The organism is Sphingomonas sp. S2-65 (assembly GCF_021513175.1).
Lineage (GTDB): Bacteria > Pseudomonadota > Alphaproteobacteria > Sphingomonadales > Sphingomonadaceae > Sphingomonas.
On the sequence record NZ_CP090953.1, the window covers coordinates 3,013,371 to 3,034,155 of the forward strand.

The 20,785-nt window shown below is 65.4% G+C and carries 18 protein-coding genes; 8 read left to right on the forward strand and 10 right to left on the reverse strand.

The features are described 5' to 3' along the window. Nucleotides 1-124 precede the first annotated feature (124 nt). From sdhA to sdhC, 3 genes are read right to left on the reverse strand one after another with little or no spacing between them, the layout of a single operon-like run. Nucleotides 125-1,927 carry a succinate dehydrogenase flavoprotein subunit gene (sdhA, locus tag LZ586_RS14220; RefSeq protein WP_235076936.1) on the reverse strand — a complete coding sequence of 601 codons (1,803 nt, stop codon included), beginning with the start codon at nt 1,925-1,927 and terminating at the stop codon, nt 125-127. Then, the gene (gene sdhD / locus LZ586_RS14225; RefSeq protein ID WP_235076937.1) at nt 1,927-2,316 is read right to left on the reverse strand and encodes a succinate dehydrogenase, hydrophobic membrane anchor protein; all 390 of its coding nucleotides are present in this window, start codon (nt 2,314-2,316) and stop codon (nt 1,927-1,929) included. Before sdhD ends, sdhA begins: the two co-directional genes overlap by 1 nt. Continuing rightward, complete coding sequence (gene sdhC, locus LZ586_RS14230) at nt 2,309-2,731, reverse strand: succinate dehydrogenase, cytochrome b556 subunit (protein WP_261346007.1); 423 nt, start codon at nt 2,729-2,731, stop codon at nt 2,309-2,311. The genes sdhD and sdhC overlap by 8 nt, the downstream gene beginning before the upstream one ends. A gap of 120 nt (nt 2,732-2,851) precedes the next feature. Between sdhC and LZ586_RS14235 the strand changes: the two genes are divergently transcribed. From LZ586_RS14235 to LZ586_RS14250, 4 genes are read left to right on the forward strand one after another with little or no spacing between them, the layout of a single operon-like run. After that, nucleotides 2,852-4,255 (forward strand): methyl-accepting chemotaxis protein, encoded by a 1,404-nt coding sequence (locus LZ586_RS14235; RefSeq protein ID WP_235076939.1) that lies wholly within the window; start codon nt 2,852-2,854, stop codon nt 4,253-4,255. Nucleotides 4,256-4,268: 13 nt separating this feature from the next. Further along, nucleotides 4,269-5,624, forward strand: coding sequence for a methyl-accepting chemotaxis protein (locus LZ586_RS14240; RefSeq protein ID WP_235076940.1), 1,356 nt, complete (start codon nt 4,269-4,271; stop codon nt 5,622-5,624). A 38-nt stretch (nt 5,625-5,662) separates the two neighbouring features. Further along, entirely contained in the window at nt 5,663-6,361 is a 699-nt protein-coding gene (locus LZ586_RS14245; protein ID WP_235076941.1) for an SDR family NAD(P)-dependent oxidoreductase, read from the forward strand. Next, complete coding sequence (locus tag LZ586_RS14250; RefSeq protein ID WP_235076942.1) at nt 6,351-7,292, forward strand: 50S ribosomal protein L11 methyltransferase; 942 nt, start codon at nt 6,351-6,353, stop codon at nt 7,290-7,292. The genes LZ586_RS14245 and LZ586_RS14250 overlap by 11 nt, the downstream gene beginning before the upstream one ends. An 88-nt stretch (nt 7,293-7,380) precedes the next feature. Here the strand turns inward: LZ586_RS14250 and phhA are convergent, their stop codons facing one another. From phhA to LZ586_RS14265, 3 genes are read right to left on the reverse strand one after another with little or no spacing between them, the layout of a single operon-like run. Further along, nucleotides 7,381-8,253, reverse strand: coding sequence for a phenylalanine 4-monooxygenase (gene phhA / locus LZ586_RS14255; RefSeq protein ID WP_235076943.1), 873 nt, complete (start codon nt 8,251-8,253; stop codon nt 7,381-7,383). Nucleotides 8,254-8,308: 55 nt separating this feature from the next. Next, entirely contained in the window at nt 8,309-8,590 is a 282-nt protein-coding gene (locus LZ586_RS14260) for a hypothetical protein (protein WP_235076944.1), read from the reverse strand. Nucleotides 8,591-8,601: 11 nt separating this feature from the next. Then, complete coding sequence (locus LZ586_RS14265) at nt 8,602-9,669, reverse strand: glycerophosphodiester phosphodiesterase (RefSeq protein WP_413777294.1); 1,068 nt, start codon at nt 9,667-9,669, stop codon at nt 8,602-8,604. A 53-nt stretch (nt 9,670-9,722) separates the two neighbouring features. Between LZ586_RS14265 and LZ586_RS14270 the strand changes: the two genes are divergently transcribed. Together LZ586_RS14270 and LZ586_RS14275 are read left to right on the forward strand one after the other, a co-directional pair. Next, nucleotides 9,723-10,637 carry an XdhC family protein gene (locus tag LZ586_RS14270; protein ID WP_235076945.1) on the forward strand — a complete coding sequence of 305 codons (915 nt, stop codon included), beginning with the start codon at nt 9,723-9,725 and terminating at the stop codon, nt 10,635-10,637. Then, on the forward strand, nt 10,624-11,220 hold the full coding sequence (locus LZ586_RS14275; RefSeq protein WP_235076946.1) for a nucleotidyltransferase family protein: 597 nt from the start codon (nt 10,624-10,626) through the stop codon (nt 11,218-11,220). The genes LZ586_RS14270 and LZ586_RS14275 overlap by 14 nt, the downstream gene beginning before the upstream one ends. Before the next feature lie 20 nt (nt 11,221-11,240). On the opposite strand, the gene LZ586_RS14280 is transcribed toward LZ586_RS14275, so the two are convergent. Genes LZ586_RS14280 through LZ586_RS14295 form a run of 4 tightly spaced genes read right to left on the reverse strand, consistent with a single transcriptional unit; the run spans nt 11,241 to nt 16,038 of the window. Then, nucleotides 11,241-12,446: an ABC transporter permease gene (locus LZ586_RS14280; protein ID WP_235076947.1), complete on the reverse strand. Its 1,206-nt coding sequence runs from the start codon at nt 12,444-12,446 to the stop codon at nt 11,241-11,243. Next, nucleotides 12,446-13,153, reverse strand: a complete 708-nt coding sequence (locus LZ586_RS14285) for an ABC transporter ATP-binding protein (protein WP_235076948.1) — start codon at nt 13,151-13,153, stop codon at nt 12,446-12,448. The genes LZ586_RS14280 and LZ586_RS14285 overlap by 1 nt, the downstream gene beginning before the upstream one ends. Beyond that, the gene (locus LZ586_RS14290) at nt 13,143-14,573 is read right to left on the reverse strand and encodes an efflux RND transporter periplasmic adaptor subunit (protein ID WP_235076949.1); all 1,431 of its coding nucleotides are present in this window, start codon (nt 14,571-14,573) and stop codon (nt 13,143-13,145) included. The genes LZ586_RS14285 and LZ586_RS14290 overlap by 11 nt, the downstream gene beginning before the upstream one ends. Then, nucleotides 14,563-16,038, reverse strand: a complete 1,476-nt coding sequence (locus LZ586_RS14295; protein ID WP_235076950.1) for an efflux transporter outer membrane subunit — start codon at nt 16,036-16,038, stop codon at nt 14,563-14,565. Before LZ586_RS14295 ends, LZ586_RS14290 begins: the two co-directional genes overlap by 11 nt. Before the next feature lie 169 nt (nt 16,039-16,207). On the opposite strand from LZ586_RS14295, the gene acs reads away from it, so the two are divergent. Both acs and LZ586_RS14305 read left to right on the forward strand, forming a co-directional pair. Continuing rightward, on the forward strand, nt 16,208-18,148 hold the full coding sequence (gene acs / locus LZ586_RS14300) for an acetate--CoA ligase (protein WP_235076951.1): 1,941 nt from the start codon (nt 16,208-16,210) through the stop codon (nt 18,146-18,148). Nucleotides 18,149-18,285: 137 nt separating this feature from the next. Continuing rightward, nucleotides 18,286-20,289 (forward strand): M13 family metallopeptidase, encoded by a 2,004-nt coding sequence (locus tag LZ586_RS14305; RefSeq protein ID WP_235076952.1) that lies wholly within the window; start codon nt 18,286-18,288, stop codon nt 20,287-20,289. The last annotated feature ends 496 nt before the right edge of the window (nt 20,290-20,785 follow it).

Sequence of the window (20,785 nt, forward strand, 5' to 3'; positions counted from 1 at the left end):
CGGTGCTGAGGCGATCCATCCCCTTGGGAAAGACGAAGGGATTGAAGAAGAAAGGCCCGCCTCCTGGTGGAAGCGGGCCTCGCATTTCGGCATCGTCAGGAGGGCATCGCCTCCATCGCTTGGGTCAGTACACGCGCTTCTTCGGCTCGATATATTTGATGTCGTCGGTCAGCGTGTATTCGTGCACCGGGCGGTAATCGATGCGGCTCTCGCCGCCCTTGCCGCCCCAGCCATCGAACCAATAGACGGTGTGCTTCATCCACTCATCGTCATGACGATCCGGGAAGTCCTCGTGCATGTGGGCGCCGCGGCTTTCCTTGCGGTTCACCGCAGAGCGGATCGTCACCTGGGCCTGGCCGAGCAGATTGTCGAGCTCCAGCGTCTCGATCAGGTCGGTGTTCCAGATCAGCGAACGGTCGGCGACGCCGACGTCCTGCATCGAGGCATAGACCTGATCCATATGGGCGATGCCCTCACGCATCAGCTCATCGGTGCGGAACACAGCGCAATGGCGCTGCATCGTCCTCTGCATGTCGCGGCGGATCGCCGAGGTGGGCGTCGCGCCGGCGGCGTAGCGGAAATGGTCGAGGCGGCCGAGTGCCAGCTCCTCCGATCCCTGTGGCAGCGGGTTGTGCGCGGTGTTGGGCTTGATGATCTCGGCGATGCGCTTGCCGGTCGCGCGGCCGAACACCACGAGATCGATCAGCGAGTTCGAGCCTAGGCGATTGGCGCCGTGCACCGACACGCACGCCGCTTCGCCGACCGCGAACAGGCCGGGGACGATCGTGTCGGGGCCATCGGCGCCGAGCGTCACGACTTCACCGTGATAATTGGTCGGGATGCCGCCCATATTATAGTGGACGGTCGGAACCACCGGCAGCGGCTGGCGGGTCAGGTCGACGCCCGCGAAGACCTTGCCGGTCTCGGTGATGCCGGGGAGCCGTTCGTGCAGGATCTTCGGGTCGATGTGGTTCAAGTGAAGGTAGATATGGTCCTTCTCCTTGCCCACGCCGCGGCCTTCGCGGATCTCCATCGCCATCGAGCGTGACACGACGTCACGCGATGCGAGATCCTTGGCGGAGGGCGCATAGCGCTCCATGAAGCGCTCGCCCTCGGAGTTGGTGAGGTAGCCGCCTTCGCCGCGCGCACCTTCGGTGATGAGCACGCCCGCGCCGTAGATGCCGGTCGGGTGGAACTGGACGAACTCCATGTCCTGGAGCGGCAGGCCGGCGCGCAGCACCATGGCGTTGCCGTCACCGGTGCAGGTGTGCGCCGAAGTCGCCGACTGGTAGACGCGGCCATAGCCGCCGGTCGCGAGCACGACGGCGTGCGAACGGAAGCGGTGGATCGAGCCGTCTTCCATGCACAGGGCGATCACGCCGCGGCACTGGCCGTTCTCCATGATCAGGTCGAGCGCGAAATATTCGATGAAGAAGTCGGCGTCATACTTCAGGCTCTGCTGGTAGAGCGTGTGCAGCATGGCATGGCCGGTGCGGTCGGCGGCGGCGCAGGTGCGCTGCGCGGGCGGGCCGGCGCCCATGTTCTGCATCATGCCGCCGAACGGACGCTGGTAGATCTTGCCTTCGGCCGTGCGGCTGAACGGCATGCCGGCATGTTCGAGCTCGTAGACCGCGGCGGGTGCCTCGCGCGTCAGATACTCGATCGCGTCCTGGTCGCCGAGCCAGTCGGAGCCCTTGACCGTGTCGTACATGTGCCAGGTCCAATGGTCCGGACCCATGTTGCCGAGGCTGGCGGCGATGCCGCCCTGCGCCGCGACGGTGTGCGAGCGAGTCGGGAACACCTTGGTGATGCAGGCGGTCTTCAGCCCGCTTTCGGCGATGCCCATGGTGGCGCGCAGCCCGGCGCCGCCGGCACCCACGACGACTGCGTCATAGGTGTGGTCGATGATCTTGTATGCGCTGGGCATTACAGGGCCGCTCCGGCCGTGAAGGCCACCTTGAGGATCGAGAAGATCGCGAGTGTCGCCGTCGCGATGGTGAAATATTTGAGCAGGGCGAGCAGCACGAAGCGGGTGTGGTCGTGCTGATAATCCTCGATCACCACCGTGAGGCCGTGGTGGAAATGGTAGAAGACGCTGACGACGAGCAGGATCAGCGGCACCGCGACGAGCGGCTCGGCCATCCAGGCGGTTACGGTCGCATGGTCATAGGCCGGCAGCAGCGCGATCGAGATCAGGAACCACAGCACCAGGATCAGGTTCGACCCGGCGCTCAGCTTGTGGTGCCACCAGTCGTCGGCGCCTTCGTGCGCGGAGCCGAGGCCGCGGACGCGGCCGAGTTCGGTGCCGTTACCCAATGCTCTTCTCCACGATGACGGCCCAGAAGGCGATGGTGAGGATCACCGAGACGACGAAGGTTGCCAGCGCCGAGCGCTTGTTGACGCCGAGCTCGAACGCAGCGCCTGCATCCATGAACAAGTGGCGCACGCCCGACGCCATGTGCTGGAAGAAGGAAAGCGAGAGGCCGATGCCGAGGATGTATCCGGCGATGTTCAGCTTGCCCGAGCTCAGCGTGAACAGGTCCATGAACGACGCATAGGCCGCAGGTCCCGATGCCAGCGCACTCAGCCACCACACGAACAGGAAGGTGCCGACCGTCGCCATGCCACTGCCGGTGACGCGGTGGACGATCGAGACCGTCATGTGCGGTCCCCATTTCCAGATCGAGAGGTGCGGCGATAATGGGCGCGCCGTATTGCGGACGTTGGCCAAGGGTATTCCTTTCGGGTCGACGCGCCTCCTTAATCCGGCGGTCACGGGATGCAAGCCGGCTTAAGCTCTTCAAGCGTTTGGCTAACCGGGTCTTAACGTCTTTGCCGCATAGCCGGAAGCATGAGCGGCGTGTTGTTCGGCCGCATCGAGGACCTGTTCACTGTGGCACTGACGAAGGATCTTCCGCCGGCCGGCACCATGAGCGCGCGCATCGACGTGCGCGAACGGCTGCGTATTTTCGATTTCGATGGTGCGCTCCTCAACTGGAGTCGAGAGACCTGGAATGTGCTGGAGCCCGAGATCCGCGAGGTTTCCGGCGCATATTGGGAACAATGGCAGCGCTGTTTCGCCGACACTGCCCGATGGGTGCCCGACGAAACGCCGAAGATGATCGATTTGGGGGTCGTGTTCCTCCGCAACCGCTTTCTGGACACGCAAGGTAGCGAGTGGGTCGAGTCGATCGAGCGCTCGGTCGCGGCAGCCTATGGCGCCGACGTGCCGCCAATGACCCTGTTGTCGATGATCAGCGCCAGCGACCGCGCCGCGCTGGAGGTCGTGATCCGACGCGCGAGCGACGATCCTGCGCGTGTCCAGCGCCTGGTGGATACGCTGATGCGGCTGTCCGCGCTCGAGTGCGACATCACCGTCGAACTCTACAACATGTACCGCGAGCATAGCGCGCAGGCGGCGCGCGATCGGCTCGCGACGGATTTCCAGCTCTCGATCGGTGCAACGGTCGAACAGGCGTCGCGGGACGGCGGCCAACTTCGCGTGCAGGCGGTGCAGACCTCCGCCTCGGCCCGCGGCATGCTGGGCAAGGCGTCCGAAGTGGCTGCTGCGGCCGAGCAGTCGGCGGTCGCAATGCGCGAAGCCGCCCAGACCGCAGCCGGGCTGATCCGCGCAATCGAGGACGCGCGCACCGAAGTGGAGGCAGCGGCCGCCATCGCTACGCGCGCTTCAAGCCAGGCGGGTACCGCCGTCGGCATGTCCGAGACGCTCAGCGAGCATGCGAAGTCGATCGAGTCGATCCTCGGGCTGATTCGCGACATCGCCGGCCAGACCAATTTGCTGGCATTGAACGCAACTATCGAAGCGGCGCGCGCAGGCGATGCCGGACGCGGCTTTGCAGTGGTGGCGCAGGAAGTGAAGAGCCTGGCCAACCAGACCGCCCGCGCGACCGACGACATCGCGGCCAAGATCGCCGCTATTCAATCTGCCACGCGTTCCACGGTGGAGACCAACGCCTCCATCCGTTCGACGGTGAGCGAGGTGCAAGAGAGCGCCGACCGCATCCGTTCCGCGATGGAAGTGCAGGCGCAGACCGTGACGGCAATCACCGCCGCGGTCGACGAGACGGCCCTTGCCGCGGACTCGATGTCCGCGACGATCGGGGCAATCCGCGAAGACACCGAGACAGTGGCCTCGGAGATCGACCGAGTGGGGCAGGGCTTTGCTGCGCTGGATGCGCAGTTGGGCACATTAAAGGGCAGCGCGGGCGAGTTCATCGCCAAGGTCGCGGCCTGAGGGGAGAGAGCCGATGTTCGACAATCAGAGCGCATTGGAGAATGCGCGCAAGACAATCGGCTCTGTGTCCGATTATGACTGGGACGGTGCGATCACCCGGCGCTGCCCGGAGATAGCGCAGTTGCTCGAAGCCGAGCATGACCGCATCGCCGAGGGTTTCTGGACCCATTTCCTCGAACTTCCCTTCTTCCGCAATCTCAAGGCCGGGTTCGACGAGGAGCGGCTCACTGCGTTGCGGACCCTTAGCGCCCGCTATAGCCGCATCCGCTACGAGCAGCCGTTCAGCGACGAGTGGATGCAGATGGCGATCTATCATGCGGATTACGCATATCGCATGCGTGTCCCGGCGGCCGCGATGCTGGCGGGCTTCGCCAACACTCACAGCATCACGATGGCAATCCTGGCGGAGAAGCTTGCCGGAGAGACCGGCCGGCTGGGCGAGCTTTGTGACGCAGTGAACCGGGTGGGGTTGGTCGAAACCAACCTGATGGCGATGCACGTCGGCGCGTTGGTGGCGGAGCGGAACATCAGCAAGCGTCGCGAGCGCTCGACCGAGTTTCGCGACGCCATCGCGCAATCGATCCTCAGCGCAACCGACGCCGGAAACCGCATTCGCGTGCAAGCTCAGGGCGCGTCGAGTTCGGCACGCGGCATGCTGGGCAAGGCGTCCGAAGTGGCGGCAGCTGCCGAGCAGTCGGCCGTGGCGATGCGCGAAGCCGCGCAGACAGCGGCCGGGCTGATCCGGGCGATCGAGGACGCCCGTACCGAAGTGGAAGCGGCGGCAGACATCGCCACACGCGCATCGAGCCAGGCGGGCACTGCGGTCGGCATGTCGGAGGCGCTGAGCGATCATGCGAAATCGATCGAGTCGATCCTGGGCCTGATCCGCGACATCGCCGGGCAGACCAACCTGCTGGCGCTGAACGCGACGATCGAGGCGGCGCGCGCTGGAGACGCCGGGCGCGGCTTCGCAGTGGTGGCGCAGGAAGTGAAGAGCCTCGCCAGCCAGACCGCCCGTGCGACCGACGATATTGCCGCCAAGATCGCGGCGATCCAGTCGGCGACACGCTCGACGGTTGAAACCAACGCGTCCATTCGCTCGACAGTGGCCGAAGTGCAGGAGAGCGCCGATCGGATTCGCAGCGCGATGGAAGTGCAGGCGCAGACGGTGACTGCGATCACGGCGGCGGTCGACGAGACTGCGCTTGCCGCGGATTCGATGTCCGCGACCATTGGCGCGATCCGGGAAGATACGAAGACGGTCACCAGCGAGATCGACACGCTGCAGCGCGATGTCGCCGAAGTGGATGATCGGCTGGGGCAGCTTCGTGAGGCCGCCGACAGTTTTTCCAGTTCGGTCGCGGCGTGACGCTTTCTCGCGCGCTGCCTTGCCGCTAGGGCAGGGCGATGACGAATATCCTGCTTACCGGCAGCAGCCGCGGCATCGGCGCTGCTATTGCCCAGACACTGACCGGCGACGGGCTCCGGCTGGTCGGCCACGGCACACAAAGCGGCATCTCTGCGGACTTCGCCGACCCGGCGGCGCCCCGGGCTCTCTGGGAGAAGGCGCTCGCGGCACTTGATGGCCGCATCGACGTGCTGATCAACAATGCCGGCGTGTTCGAGGCCACTCCGCTCGACCTTGACCATGACGACTGGGTTGCAGGGTGGGAGCGGACCATGCGCATCAACCTGACGGCGTCGGCGGAGCTTTGCCGTCTGGCAATCCGGCACTGGCAAGCCGAAGGACGGCCCGGACGGATCGTCAACGTCGCCAGCCGGGCGGCCTATCGCGGCGACAGCCCGGCGCATTGGCATTATGCCGCATCGAAGGCCGGCATGGTGGCGATGACCAAGTCGATCGCGCGGGGCTATGCGGCCCAGGGTATTCTCGCCTTTGCGATATGTCCCGGCTTCACCATGACCGGCATGGCGGAGGAGTATTTGGCTAGCCGGGGAGGCGACAAGTTGCTGGCCGACATCCCGCTGGGCCGGGTTGCAGCCCCGGAAGAGATCGCCACGCTGGCGCGCTTTTGTGCACTCGAGGCCCCGCCCTCGATGACGGGCGCGGTGCTCGACGCCAATGGAGCAAGCTATGTCCGCTGAGCCCGACAGCTGGCGCACCAGCTTCCCGTGCACGCGCGCCGAGGCCGAGGCGATCGATGCCGCCGAAGTGCCGCTGGACGCGGTGCTGATGACGACCGAGGAGGTCGAAGACGACCGTGAGCATTGGCGGCTCGACGCCTATACCGATGCCGAGCCCGACGCGGCGCTGCTTGCGGCTCTGCGCGCGCTGGTGCCGAGCGCGGGCGACATCGAGCCTGAAATCGTCGCGCTGACGCCGGAAGATTGGGTGGCATTGAGCCAGGAGGGGCTGGAGCCGATCCGCGAAGGTCGCTTCGTGGTGCACACCAGCGCGCATCCGGTGGAGCCGCCCGCTGGCGGCCGTGCGTTCCTGATCGATGCCGGGCGCGCATTCGGCACTGGCCATCATGCGACGACTTCGGGCTGCCTTGCGATGCTCGACCGCATGGCAGACCGGCGCTTCGCCAAGGTCATCGATATCGGCACCGGCACCGGCCTGCTCGCCTTCGCCGCCGCCGAGTTGTGGCCAGAGGCCGAGATCATCGCGACCGACATCGACCCGCACGCGGTGGACGTCACGCGAGAAAATGGCGGGCGCAACGGCATCAAACCGATCGAACTGATCGTCGCCGACGGCGCGCTCAGCGACACGATCGCCGCGCATGCGCCCTATGATCTGCTGATCGCCAACATCCTGGCGGGTCCGCTGGTGTCGATGGCGCCCGAAGTGGCGGCGATCGCCGATGCTGGCGCCAGCATCGTGCTTGCCGGGTTGCTGGAGACGCAACGCGAGCAGGTCGTGGCTGCGTTCCAAGGCTGTGGCTGCACGCTGGAGGAAGTCGACCGCCGCGGCGACTGGACGATCCTGCGCCTGACCGCAGGGACCACGCGCTACGTGCCGACCACGCCGCCGAACCCCAAGGGGCGCGATGGCTGGGCGCTTGATATCTAGTTCGTGCGCTAGTCCCTGGCGAGGGTCGGCCCAGCTGCGATGCTGTGGACAAAGGGCCGGCTCCAGTCTTCGTCGGGGAACCTGGTCTTCAGCCCACTAGCTTGCCCGTCGCATATTCCTGCGTTCCGCGCGTGATCAAATCATCCTCGGGTAGGATCGCCGCTACCGCAATGTCCGGCAGTTGCAGCAGCTCGCCGTAAAGGGGCGCAAAGTCGGTCTCCACGGTCAGCCGCAGCAGCTCGTCGAAGCTCGGGATGACGAAGTAGTTCTGCTGGAAATCGTCGATCCGGTACTCGGTTCGCATGACGCGCTTGAGATCGAAGCGAATACGGTTGGGGCTATCGCTTTCCAGCGCGAACCGGCTTTCGGCCGAGCTCGACACGATGCCCGAGCCGTAGATGCGGAGATCATCCTCCTCCTGCACAAGGCCGAATTCGACCGTGTACCAGTAGAGCCGCCCAAGCTGCTTCAGGGCGCCGAGTTCCAGCGCGCGTTTGCCGCCGCGGCCATAGGCCTCTAGATAATCGGCGAATACCGGATCGGCGAGCATCGGCACATGGCCGAACACGTCATGGAACACGTCCGGTTCCTGGATATAGTCGAGCTGGTCCGGACGCCGAATGAAGTTGCCCGCGACGAAGCGGCGATTGGCCATGTGATCGAAGAACACGTCGTCGGGGACAAGGCCCGGGACGGCGACGACCTGCCACCCGGTCAGCCTCATCAGCCGCTCCGAAAGCTCCTCGAAGTTGGGAATGCCCGAGTCGGATAGCTTCAGGGCATCAAGTCCCTTCAGATATGCCTTGGACGCGCGACCGGGCAGCAGCTTGGCCTGGCGCTCGAACAGAGTGTCCCAGGTGGCGTGTTCCTCCGGCGTGTAGGCGCGCCAGTTCTGCGGGATCGTCCAATCGGCCGATGCGCCTTCCGGCGGGTGTTCCAGTACGTGGGTTTCTTCTGCCATTGCGGCAGCATAGCATGGCGCCCGGCGCGGGTGGAAGCGTGCCGGGCGCAGCCCGTCAGTCCGGCGTGGCCGCGCGATAGCCGTCATAGGCTTCGCAGGCTTCTGGGCGCTTGCGGCATTCTTTCTCGTGCTTGCGGCGCTCCTTACCCTCGCGCGCTTCCTTTTCGCGCATCTTACGACCGTAGTTGCGGTCCGACTCTTCCTGGCTGGTGGTGCTCCAGTCGACGACCTGACTGCCCGCCTTCACCGGCAGGGTCGCGACGTCCCAGGCGGTCTTGGCGATGCAGCCCGACAGCAGTGGCAGCGCGAGGAGAAACGGGAGAGTCAGTTTACGCATGAACGGCACCTTCAGGATGGGCGAGCAGCCGTGACGGAGCTGCGCGCGGATACGCCTAGTGCAGGATAATCGGTGAAAAAGCCGTCGACGCCAAGCCCGATGAAGTACCGGATCGCCGCTTCCACCCTGCCATGGGTCGCGGGGGTACCCTCCGCGCGATAGGCGGGGGGCAGGAAATAATTCTCGGCGCGGAAGGTCCAGGGGTGGACCTTCAGCCCTGCGGCATGGGCATCGGCGACCAGCGTCGAGGGGTTGCCCGCGGCGGAGACCACCATGGTAAGTTCCGGCCCCACGCCCGCTGCGTAGGCGGCGATCGCCTTCAAGCCCTCGGCAGTCTCCATGCTGGCATAGCTTGGCGCTGCGCCATCGGCGGGCGCGCCAGCCGGAGCCAGCAACTGGATAAGACGCACAGGCGTCCTGTTCTTGAGCCGCTTGAGGTTGTTCACTTCGAACGACTGGATGAATACCGGGGCGTCGGCGCGGTCCCAGCCGGCCTGCCTTAGCCCATCTATCAAACGGCCTTCCAGCGGCAGACCGATCGAGGCGAAGTAGGTCGGGTGCTTGGTCTCGGGATAGATGCCGATGGTGCGCCCGGTTCTGGCGCTGCCGGCCTTGGCGATGGCGATCACTTCGGCCAATGTCAGTATCTCCGCCTGGCCATCGAACCGCTGATTGCCCGGGCGAAGCTGAGGCAGCCGTTCCTTGGCACGCAGCGTCTTCAGCTCGGCCAATGTGAAATCCTCAGTGAACCAGCCGGTCACCTGCTGTGCGTCGATCGTCTTGGTAGTCTTGCGCGCGGCGAATTCGGGATGCGCCGCCACGTCGGTGGTGTCGGCGATGTTGTTCTCATGGCGCGCGACGAGCACGCCGTCCCTGGTTGGCACCAGATCGGGCTCGATGAAGTCCGCGCCCTGGTCGATCGCGCGGTCATAGGCGAGCCGCGTGTGCTCGGGCCGCCCGCCGCTGGCGCCGCGATGCGCGATGACGATGGGCTTCGGCGGCTGAGTCATGACAGGATCCTGCGCGGCTTCGGGGGATTGCACCAGCAACGATGCGGCCAACAGGAACAATCTCGCCATGGAACTCCCCTTTGGATAGGGCGCTATGCGGCGGATGTTACGGGAGCGAGGCAGTGGCGGATAACGACAGCGTGTTGGCGGCTGCGCGTGCCTGGAGCGGTGCCCGGTTGGCGCTCGCCACAGTGGTTTCCACCTGGGGCTCGGCGCCCAGGCCGCGCGGCAGCCACATGCTGGTGCACGAAGATGGCCGCTTCGAAGGATCCGTGTCGGGCGGTTGCGTGGAAACCGACATCCTGGCCACAGCGGCCGAGGTGATCGCCGGCGCTCCATCGGTCGTGAAGCGCTACGGCGTCGCCGATGACGCGGCCTGGGAAGTGGGACTGCCGTGCGGCGGTGAGATCGCCGTCATGGTCCAGCCCGTGTCGGAGCAGGGTTTCCCGCCGCAACTGTTCGACGCGGTCGAGGAAGCTCGGGCAGGGGGAACGCCGCTGGAAGTAGCGACCGACTTCGCCACCGGTCGCAGCGCGCCGGGCTCGGCGGGCGACTTCGTCAACCGCTACGATCCGCCGCGCCGGCTGATCATCGTCGGGGCGGTGCAGATCGCCCAGACGCTGGTCGGGCTCGCGCGCGAACTCGGCATCGCGACCACGGTGATCGATCCGCGTGCCCGCTTCCTGACAGAGGAGCGCTTTGGTGCCGTAACCCTCGACGACCGGTGGCCAGACGAGGCGGTGGCAGCCCTGAAGCCGGACGCGGCGACGGCGGTGGTCACGCTCAGCCACGATCCCAAGATCGACGATGCCGCCCTCATCGCCGCGCTTCGCCATGCAACCGGTTATATCGCCGCGCTTGGATCGCGCCGCAGCCATGCCGCCCGGCTGGAGCGGCTGACCGCCGCTGGCATCGCTGCGGCCGATCTCGACCGGATCGAGGGACCGGCAGGCCTCAGCATCGGCGCGATCGGCCCCGCCGAAATCGCGCTTTCGATCGCCGCGGCGATGGTGAAGCGCTTCCATGCTGACGCCTGAGCGGACGGCGCTCCTCCTGCTCGCCGCAGGGCGCTCTCAGCGGTTCGGCACGCTCGACAAGCTAGCCATGCCGTATTTGGGAAAGCCGCTCGCCCTGCATGCGGTGACAGCCTTGATGGACCTGCCCTTCCTGATGCGGGTGGCTGTGGTGGCGGGAACCAAGGTGGATTTCACCGCATTCGGCTACAAGGCGGTGCACAACTCCGCACCCGACCTCGGTCAGTCTCAATCGCTTAGCCACGGCGTCGCCGTCGCACGCAATGCTGGTGCCGACGCAGTGCTGGTCGTCTTGGCGGACATGCCCCTGGTTTCGGCAGGGCATGTGCGGCGATTGTTCGCTACGGCTGCGGGTACAGACGCCATTGTCGCTTCGTCCGACGGTACGAAGTCGAGTCCGCCCGCACTGTTCGGGCAAGGCTGGTTCGAGGTGCTGATGGACCTGAAAGGCGATCAGGGCGCCCGCGATCTCGTTCGGCGTGGGCGTCAGGTTGTGACCAGCTCTACCGAGCTGGTCGACGTCGATACACCGGAAGATCTGGAGCGGTTGAACGAGCTATACGGTCTGGGAACCGACAGGATGTGAATGTCCCGTCGGGCCACCGTCTATTCATGGCGCAGCGCGTCGATCGGATTGAGACTGGCCGCGCGCCGCGCCGGGAAGTAGCCGAAGACGATGCCGATCAGTGCGGAGATCAGGAACGCGATGACGTTGATCTTCGGCTCGAACATCCATTCCACTTGCATCAGTGGCGCGAGCCCGAGCACCACCAGCTGCGCGACAACCAGCCCAACCAGGCCGCCGAGGCATGACAGGACGACGGCTTCCATCAGAAACTGCATGAGCACCTCGCTGGCGACCGCCCCGATCGCCAGGCGGATACCGATCTCTCGCGTGCGTTCGGTAACCGACACCAGCATGATGTTCATGATGCCGATGCCGCCGACGACCAGGCTGATTGCCGCCACCGCCGTGACGATCTGCGTCAGCAGCGTGGTGATTCCGGTCAAAGTCTGGCTGATCTGCGCGGTGTCGAAGATGTTGAAATCATCTTCCTTGCTGCCGGTGACGCTGCGGCGTTCGCGCAGGACTTGGCTGATCGACGCCTGGATTTGCTGGCCGTCATAGCCGGGATCCACGCCGACCAGCATGAGCCGGATGTCGCGGTTACCGGTGAAGCGACGCTGGACCTGCTTGATCGGCATGATGACCACGTCGTCCTGATCACCGAAGCCGCCTTGGCCGCGGGTCGACAGCACGCCGATAACGTCACAAGAGATGCCGTTGACGCGCATCCGCTCACCTACCGCCTCGCCGCCGCGGAAGAGGTTGGTTCTGATCGTGTTGCCGATGATGCAGACTGCCTTGCCGGCCTGTTCTTCCTGCCGGTTGAACACTCTGCCCGAAACCAGCGGCCAGGGCTGCACCTGGAAGAAGGCATTGGTCGTACCGTTGATCGTCGTGGACCAATTGGCACCCTGATAGATCACGGTACCGGTTGCCTGCGCCTGGGGCGCGACGGCGGTGACTCCGGCCACCTGCTGGGCAATCGCGCCGACATCCTCCTGCTTGAAGTCGGGCGGACGCGGACCGCCACCGCCTCGCCCGAATCCTTGGCCGGGGCGGACCTGGAGGATGTTGGTCCCAAGGCTTGCAACCTGCGCTTGTGCAGCCTTGGTGGTCGCTTGCCCCAGCGTCACCATCGCAACCACGGCAGCGACACCGATGATGATGCCGAGCGTGGTCAGGAATGAGCGCAGCTTGTGCCGGAAGATCGAGCGAACCGCGAGAAGAAAGGTCGTGCCGAACATCAGGCGAGCTCGTGCGCTTTGTTGTCGATGCGTTCGACCAATCCGTCCTTGAAGTGGACGATGGTGCGCGCGAATTCGGCCATGTCGGGCTCGTGGGTGACCATCAGCACGGTGATGCCGCTTGTCTGGTTTAGGTCGGTGAGCAGCCGCATGATCTCTACCGAACGTTCCGAATCGAGATTGCCGGTAGGCTCGTCGGCGAGCAGTACGTCCGGGTTGGTGACGATCGCGCGAGCGATGGCGACGCGCTGTTGCTGACCTCCCGACAGCTCGGCCGGGGTGTGGTCCCACCACTCCTTGAGCCCTACCTTGTCCAGCGCCGCCAGCGCCATTTCTCGGCGCTCTTTTTTCGGGTCGCCGCGGTAGAGCAGGGGCAGCTCGACATTCTCCAATGCGCTGGTGCGGGCGAGCAGGTTGAACCCCTGAAACACGAAGCCGAGATACTTGCGGCGCAACAGCGCACGCTGATCGCGGCCCAATCGCTCGACATGCACACCCCGGAACAGGAACTCGCCACCCGAGGGGACGTCGAGACAGCCCAGGATGTTCATCGTCGTCGATTTGCCCGAACCGGACGGGCCCATCACCGCCACGAAGTCGCCGGCCGCGATTTCGAGATCGACCCCCTTCAGCGCCTGGAACGCAGTGGGACCTTCGCCATAGACCTTGGTAACGCGGCGCATCTGGATGATCGGATCATTGGCCACGTTGCCCTCCGCTGCCCGAACCGCCCGTTCCTTGCCGCCGCTGCCCGCCGCTGCCGCCTGGACGGCGCTGAGGTCCGTTACCGTTGGCAAGCTGGCCGGTGATGACCTTCATGCTCGGTTTGAGGCCCCCGCCCGTAATCTCGGTGAGCGTTCCGTTGGTATCCCCGATGGTGACCTGAACTGGCTGGGGCTGGTTCTCGGGGCCGAGCACATACACGGTCTGTCCAGCGCCACGGGTAACCGTAGCCGATTTCTGTGCGTCGTTGCCGCGGCGACGCCCACGAGGCACCAAGGCGCCGGTGATGCCGCCCTGGCTGCCGCTGGCGCCCTGGCCCTGACCAGCCACGGCGGGTGTGAAGCGAAGCGCCGCGTTGGGCACGAGCAGGACGTTCGGCCTGGATCGGGTGATGATTTCTGCCGTAGCGGTCATGCCGGGACGCAGCTGCTGGTCGGCATTGGTAACGCTGAGGGTCGCAGCATAGGATACGACTTGCCCGGTCGTGCTGCTCGTGCTGCTCGCCCCGCTCGAACTCGCAGAAGCCTGAGCCGACAGGTTGGAGCCGAGATCCACGCGGGTGATTGTCGCCGGGAAGGTCTTGCCGGGAAAAGCGTCTACGGTGAAGCTCGCAATCTGCCCCTCCTTGACCGAACCCACATCGGCTTCGTCGATCGCGACTTGCAACTCCATCGCGGACAGATCCTCTGCGATGACGAACAGCGTGGGCGTGTTGAACGACGCGGCCACGGTCTGCCCCGCGTCGATCTGACGCGCGAGCACTACGCCATTTACGGGGGAGCGGATCACCGCCTTGTAGCGACGCGTCTCGTTGGAAGAGAGCGCAGCGCGCGCAGATACGACCTGCGCCTGCGCCGCTCTAAGCGCCGCAACCGCGCGTTGCACCGCCGCACGTGCCTGCTCCATCTCGACCTTGGCCGGCACGCGCCCGCCAGATAGCCGGCTGACCTCTTCGAGCCGCGAAAGCTGTGCCCGGCTCTCCGCGGCGGTGGCCTGTGCCTGGGCGACCTGCGCCTGGTTGGCATTGAGCTGCGCTCGCCCCTGGGTGATCTCGTCATCGAGCTGCGAGGTGTCGAGCACCGCGAGCGGCTGACCCTTCACCACGCGATCGTTGACGTCGACGCTAACCGTTTCGATCAGGCCCGACAATTCCGAGCCGACTTGCACCTGATTGGTGGGCGCGAGCTTGCCAGTCGCCGATACCGTGACCGTAAGGTTCCCGCGCTCGGCTTCCTCGGTCGAGTATTGGGTCTCGACTGCGCCACCGAACACGCACCGCGTGAGGAGCAGCCCCAATCCTATCACTACGACCGCTATGACGATCCATTTGAGCCAGCGCCGCCACCAAGGACGCGCAGGGGTTCCCAGGAAGGCGTCGAGATTCTGGTTGGAGTCAGTTGCCATTGACGGTGCTGCCTGTGGTGGGAGCCTGAGGAGTGACGCTGCTGTCCCATCCGCCACCAAGCGCCAAGTACAGCTGAATGAGCGCGGTGGACTGATCGGACCGGGCCTGTGTCAGCCCGTTCTGCGCGGACAGCAGCTGGTTTTCGGCCTGGTTCAACGTGGTGAAATCCGTAAGCCCGGAGCGGTACTGGAGACGAGCGAGGATGGCCTGGTTGTTGGCGGCGTCCAGTGCTTCGCGAAATTCGGCTTCGCGGCGTTCCGCCGACTGGCGCGCTACGATTGCGTTTTCGATATCCTCAAGCGAGGTCAGTACCGTCTGCTTGTAGGTGATCAACGCACTGTCCGCCGCAGCCTGAGCGCTGCGGACCTGACTGCGCGTGCGGCCCGCATCGAAGATCGTCTGTGCGATGTTCGCAAACAGCCTTCCGGTGAGAACGTCGAATAACGAACTGAGCCTGCCTGAGCCGGCATCGATGCTGCCGCCGATCGCCAGGGCAGGATAGAGCTGGGCTTGGGCCACACCGATCTGCGCGGTTGCCGAAGCCAGATTGCGCTCGGCTGCGCGAATGTCCGGCCGCTGACGAAGCGTGTCGGCCGGGATGCCGGCGGCAACGGTTGCCGGACCGACTGGGATAGGCTTGACCGTCTCCATCTCCGCCTTCAGCGCGCCGGGCTCCCGACCGGTGAGCACGCCAAGGCGCGAGACGAACCCGTTATAGTTCGCCTCGAGCGTCGGAATGGTCGCGGCCGTCTGAGCGCGCTGGGCGCGGGCCTGTTCCTGATCGAGCGTCGAGACAAGGCCCGCCTGGACCCGCCACTGTGCGATCTGCAGGTTATCCTCCTGCAGCGCCAGAGCAGAGCGGGCATTGGCGAGTTGCGCCTGGGCGGCGCGCGCCAGCACATAATTACGCGCGGTTTCCGCCTCGACCGAGATCAGCACGGAGGCCAAGTCGAAACCGGACGCCTCATACCCTGCCCGCGCGGACTCCACGCCGCGCCCGATGCCGCCGAACAGATCGAGTTGGTAGTTGGCGTCGCCTCCGAGCGAGAAGCTGTTCCGCGCGCCCTGCGAAAACGAAGTCACGGTTCCATCGGGGAGCGTAGTGGTCGTGCTTCCGCCGCGCAGTGGCTGGCTGCGCGAATACCCTGCCGAGGCGCTCAGGCTGGGAAACAGTGAAGAACGAGCCTGGACTAGGGACTCACGCGCCTGCCGCAGGCGGGTGACGGCTTGCGCCACATCGAGATTGGCGGCTTGGGCGCGTTCGACCACCGAGGCGAGGTGCGGGTCGTCGAACTTGTTCCACCAACGCGTCAGGTCTTCACGTGCCCGCTGTTCGGCGGGGACAGAGTAGCGTTGCGGAACGCCCAGCTCCCCTGCGCCGCGCGGACGGTAGTCGGGGCCTACGGAACAGGCGGCGAGCGCGAACGCCGCCGTTACGAGAAAGACTAAGGGGCGATAAGCCATAGCGCCGTACATGGTTTCGTCAGCGGTTCAGTTCCACTGATTTGTTGTCGCTAAGTGTCGCAGCGACGGACTGTTAGGTGGCAACCTACCGACATAGCGCGCGGAGAAGCCCTGCTTGCGAAGTGCGCGGTCCTCGACCTAGAACGCGCTCCGCCAAGGAGAGATACGCATGTCCGACCTGTACCCCGTCCCGCAAGAATGGGCCCGCCGCGCCCGCATCGACGCGGAGGGGTATGACAGGCTGTATGGCCGCAGCATCGCCGATCCGGGCAGCTTCTGGCTCGAGCAGGCCCGGCGGCTGGAATGGATCAAGCGGCCGGAAATTGCCGGAGACTGGTCGTTCGACGAGGACGACTTCCACATCCGCTGGTTCGGCGACGGCAAGCTCAACGTCGCGGCGAACTGCATCGACAGGCACTTGGCGAAGCGCGGGAACGAGACGGCGATCATCTGGGAACCGGACGAGCCAGGCGAAGAGCCGCGGCGCTATACCTATCGGCAGCTGCACCAGGAGGTTTGCCGCTTCGCCAACGTGCTCAAGGCGCAAGGCGTCTCCAAAGGCGACCGCGTCACCATCTATCTGCCGATGATCCCCGAGGCGGCATTCGCGCTGCTGGCGTGTGCGCGGATCGGGGCGGTGCATTCGGTCGTGTTCGGCGGGTTCTCGCCAGAGTCGCTGGCCGGGCGGATCACCGATTGCGACAGCGGCGTGATCATCACTGCCGACGAAGGACGGCGCGGGGGCAAGCGCGTGCCGCTCAAGGCCAATGTCGATGCCGCCGCCGAGCACGCGCCGGCAATGGAGAAGGTCATCGTGATCCGCGCAACGGGCGGCGATGTCGCGATGCAGCCGGGTCGGGACATCTGGTACCACGAGGCGGCAGCAGAAGTGTCCGCCGAATGCCCAGCCGAACCGATGGGCGCGGAGGATCCGTTGTTCATCCTCTATACCTCCGGGTCGACCGGCAAGCCGAAGGGCGTGCTGCATACCAGCGGCGGCTATCTGCTTTGGGCGAGCCTGACCCACGAGCTGGTGTTCGATTACAGGCCGGGGCAGGTTTATTGGTGCGCGGCCGATATCGGCTGGGTCACCGGACACAGCTACATCGTCTACGGACCGCTGGCCAACGGTGCCACGACGGTGATGTTCGAAGGCGTGCCGACCTGGCCCGATGCCTCGCGGATCTGGCAGGTGGTGGATCGGCACAAGGTGGAGATCCTCTACACCGCGCCGACCGCGCTGCGGGCGCTGATGCGGGAGGGCGACCAGTATGTCACCGCCACGTCGCGCGCGTCGCTGAAGCTGCTGGGCACGGTAGGCGAGCCAATCAATCCAGAGGCATGGCGCTGGTATCATGACGTTGTGGGAGAGGGACGCTGCCCGATCGTCGACACGTGGTGGCAGACCGAGACGGGCGGGCATCTGATCACGCCGCTGCCTGGCGCCACCGCACTGAAGCCTGGGTCCGCGACGCTGCCGTTTCCCGGTGTCGATCCACAGATCGTCGATACCGAGGGCGCGGTGCTGCACGGGCCAGCGGAAGGCAATCTGGTGATCGCGCGGAGCTGGCCGGGGCAGATGCGCACAGTGTGGGGCGACCATGACCGGTTCTTCCAGACCTATTTCACGACCTATCGCGGCAAATACTTCACCGGCGACGGATGTCGGCGCGACGAGGATGGCTATTACTGGATCACCGGGCGGGTGGACGATGTCATCAACGTGTCGGGGCACCGGATGGGCACTGCCGAGGTGGAATCCGCGTTGGTGCTGCATCCCAAGGTTGCCGAAGCGGCCGTGGTGGGGATGCCGCACGACGTGAAGGGACAGGGCATCTATGCCTATGTGACGCTGAATATCGGAGTGGACCCCTCCGACGCGCTGCGGACGGAGCTGCGCGACTGGGTGCGGCGCGAGATCGGGGCGATCGCGACGCCGGACGCTTTGCAGTTCGCGCCGGGGCTGCCGAAAACGCGGTCGGGGAAGATCATGCGGCGGATTTTGCGCAAGATCGCGGAGGGGGATGTGAGCAATTTGGGAGACATCAGCACGTTGGCGGATCCTGGGGTGGTGGAGCATCTGGTTGACGCCCGGATCGATCGCGGTTGAGCCCCCAAGTTGTTGAAGTCGCGCGAGAAGATTGCGATTGCAGGCTCGTCCGCCCGCTGTTAGCCTCCGCTAATACACTACCCTGGGGGACTCGCCACGTGATCGCTAAGAGATTGATTTTGCTGGCCGGAAGCGCGTTGTTGACGCTCTCGGCGCCCGCTTTCGCGCAAACCGCAAGCGCACAAAAAGCGCCGCGTTATGGCAGTTTCGGCGTCGATTTGAGCGCGCAAAAGGCCAGCGTGAAGCCCGGCGACGACTTCTGGACGTTCGCGAACGGCGGCTGGGCCGACCGCGTCCAGATCGCCCCGGACCGCGGATCCGCCGGTTTCGGCACCGAACTGTCGATCGAAGCCGAGGCGAATGTCCGCGCGATCCTGGACGACATGGCCAAGAACCCGGCGACCTATGGCGCCTCGGGCCGCCAGGTCGGTGACTATTACGCCAGCTGGATGGACGAGGCCGGCATCGAAGCGCGCGGCACCGCCCCGCTCAAGCCGTATCTGGGCCGCATCGCCGGCGTGAAGAACCTCCAGGACCTCCAGGTCCTGTTCGCCACCGTCGGCTATGCCTCGCCGGTCGAGCTCGGCATCCTGCCCGACCTGGCAGACCCGACCCGCTACACGGCGATGACCGGGCAGGGCAGCCTGGGCATGCCGCGCGATTATTACCTGCTCGAAGGCGCGAAGTACGACGCCTTCCGCACGGCCTATCGCGCCTATGTCCAGCGCGTGCAGGAACTGGCGGGAATCCCGAACGCCAGCGCCAAGGCCGATGCGATCGTCGCGCTGGAAACCACGCTCGCCAAGTCGCAATGGTCGCCGGCCGAAAGCCGCGACATCGCGAAGCTCAACGATCCGCAGTCGATCGCCGGGCTGGAGAAGAAGGCGCCGGAGTTCGACTGGGCGCTGATGCTCAAGACTGCGGGCATCGAAACCGCGCCGACGATCATCATGGGCCAGAACACCGCGGTGACGGCGGCAGGCAAGATCCTGGTCGCGACCCCGCTTGCGACCTGGAAGGATTACCTAGCCTATCGCTTCGTCAGCGATCACGCCCAGTTCCTGCCCAAGGCGTTCGACGACACGCGCTTCGACTTCTATTCCAAGACACTGGGCGGCGTGCAGGTGAAGCGCGACCGCTGGAAGCGCGGCGTGCAGCTGGTCAACGGATCGCTGGGCGAGGCAGTCGGCGCGATCTATGTCGCGAAATACTTCCCGCCGGCGTCCGAGAAGCAGATGGGCGAGCTGATCGAAAATCTGCGCGCCGCCTATCAGGAGCGGATCCAGGGTTCGAGCTGGATGGACCCCGCGACCAAGACCGCGGCGCTGGCCAAGCTGGCGGCGTTCGAGCCGCGCATCGGCCACCCGGCGAGCTATATCGACTATTCGTCGATGCAGGTGGTCCGCGGCGACCTGCTAGGCAACGCCATGCGCGCGAGCGAGTTCGAGCACCAGCTCCAGCTGCAGCGCTTCCCCAAGCCGGTCGACCGGTCGCTGTGGGACATGACGCCGCAAACAGTGAACGCCTATTATAATCCGCTGTCGAACCAGATCACCTTCCCCGCGGCGATCCTGCAGGCGCCGTTCTTCGACCCCAACGCCGATCCGGCGGTCAATTACGGGGCGATCGGCGCCGTGATCGGTCACGAAATGGGCCATGGCTTCGACGACCAAGGCAGCCAGTTCGGCCCCACCGGCAAGTTCGAGAACTGGTGGACCGACGCGGCCAAGAAAGCCTTTGCCGAGCGCACCGCGGCACTGTCGACGCAGTATAATGGCTATGAGCCGATCCCGGGCACCAAGGTGAACGGCGCGCTGACGCTGGGCGAGAATATCGGCGATCTGGGCGGCGTGGAGGCTGCCTATGGCGCGTACCAGAAGTACCAGGCCAAGCACGGCAAGGCGCCGGTGATCGGCGGGCTGACGGGCGACCAGCGCTTCTTCCTGGCCTATGCCCAGGCGTGGCAGACCAAGGTGCGCGAGGAAAGCCAGCGCCAGGCGCTGCTGACCGACCCGCATTCGCCGGCGATGTTCCGCGTGAACGGCATCGTCCGCAACGTCGACGCCTGGTACACGGCGTTCAACGTGAAGCCCGGTGACGCGCTCTACCTGGCGCCGGAGAAGCGGGTGCATATCTGGTAATCGGCACCCCGCCGGTTCGATGATGCGAAGTCGCCTCGGCAGCAATGCCGGGGCGATTTTCGTTTCGAGCCACCGGGAAGGGGCCGTAGCCGAACTGGTATGGTCGCGGGTGCGCTTCGGACCGCCACCCAGTGGCACCGGCTCGCTGTGGTTCTCGCGCCGCCACCGCGTGCGGCGCGTCCTGTCGTTCGCCGAGGCAGGCTGAACAGGAAGGCGGCTTCGCATCCAAGCGTTTTGCGGCGGGACCGGCGCGCGAGACATGTCCCGGCTTTGCAGCCGCAGGAACCCCCGAAGAATCCAGGGCGATCCGGTCTGCCCTGCTCCAGTGCCGGTGCCGGATACTAAGTACCGTCAACGTTGTCGGCAGGACGCCGGTGAGGTTATCAGCCTCGAGTTCGTGCAAAGTGAAGTTTTCAGGGCACAGGTATCCGAAGTTCGTAAACCAATTTGCGGAATTGGTATTGTTCGGATCAGTCCTCTGTGACAGCATCCCTGT

Coding starts and splice junctions, on each gene's coding strand:
- LZ586_RS14295 (WP_235076950.1), bottom strand. CDS start 16,038: ATGGCTTATCGCCCCTTAGTCTTTCTCGTAACGGCGGCGTTCGCGCTC.
- LZ586_RS14280 (WP_235076947.1), bottom strand. CDS start 12,446: ATGTTCGGCACGACCTTTCTTCTCGCGGTTCGCTCGATCTTCCGGCAC.
- LZ586_RS14245 (WP_235076941.1), top strand. CDS start 5,663: ATGACGAATATCCTGCTTACCGGCAGCAGCCGCGGCATCGGCGCTGCT.
- LZ586_RS14235 (WP_235076939.1), top strand. CDS start 2,852: ATGAGCGGCGTGTTGTTCGGCCGCATCGAGGACCTGTTCACTGTGGCA.
- LZ586_RS14275 (WP_235076946.1), top strand. CDS start 10,624: ATGCTGACGCCTGAGCGGACGGCGCTCCTCCTGCTCGCCGCAGGGCGC.
- sdhA (WP_235076936.1), bottom strand. CDS start 1,927: ATGCCCAGCGCATACAAGATCATCGACCACACCTATGACGCAGTCGTC.
- phhA (WP_235076943.1), bottom strand. CDS start 8,253: ATGGCAGAAGAAACCCACGTACTGGAACACCCGCCGGAAGGCGCATCG.
- acs (WP_235076951.1), top strand. CDS start 16,208: ATGTCCGACCTGTACCCCGTCCCGCAAGAATGGGCCCGCCGCGCCCGC.
- LZ586_RS14290 (WP_235076949.1), bottom strand. CDS start 14,573: ATGGCAACTGACTCCAACCAGAATCTCGACGCCTTCCTGGGAACCCCT.
- LZ586_RS14265 (WP_413777294.1), bottom strand. CDS start 9,669: ATGGCGAGATTGTTCCTGTTGGCCGCATCGTTGCTGGTGCAATCCCCC.
- LZ586_RS14250 (WP_235076942.1), top strand. CDS start 6,351: ATGTCCGCTGAGCCCGACAGCTGGCGCACCAGCTTCCCGTGCACGCGC.
- LZ586_RS14240 (WP_235076940.1), top strand. CDS start 4,269: ATGTTCGACAATCAGAGCGCATTGGAGAATGCGCGCAAGACAATCGGC.
- LZ586_RS14260 (WP_235076944.1), bottom strand. CDS start 8,590: ATGCGTAAACTGACTCTCCCGTTTCTCCTCGCGCTGCCACTGCTGTCG.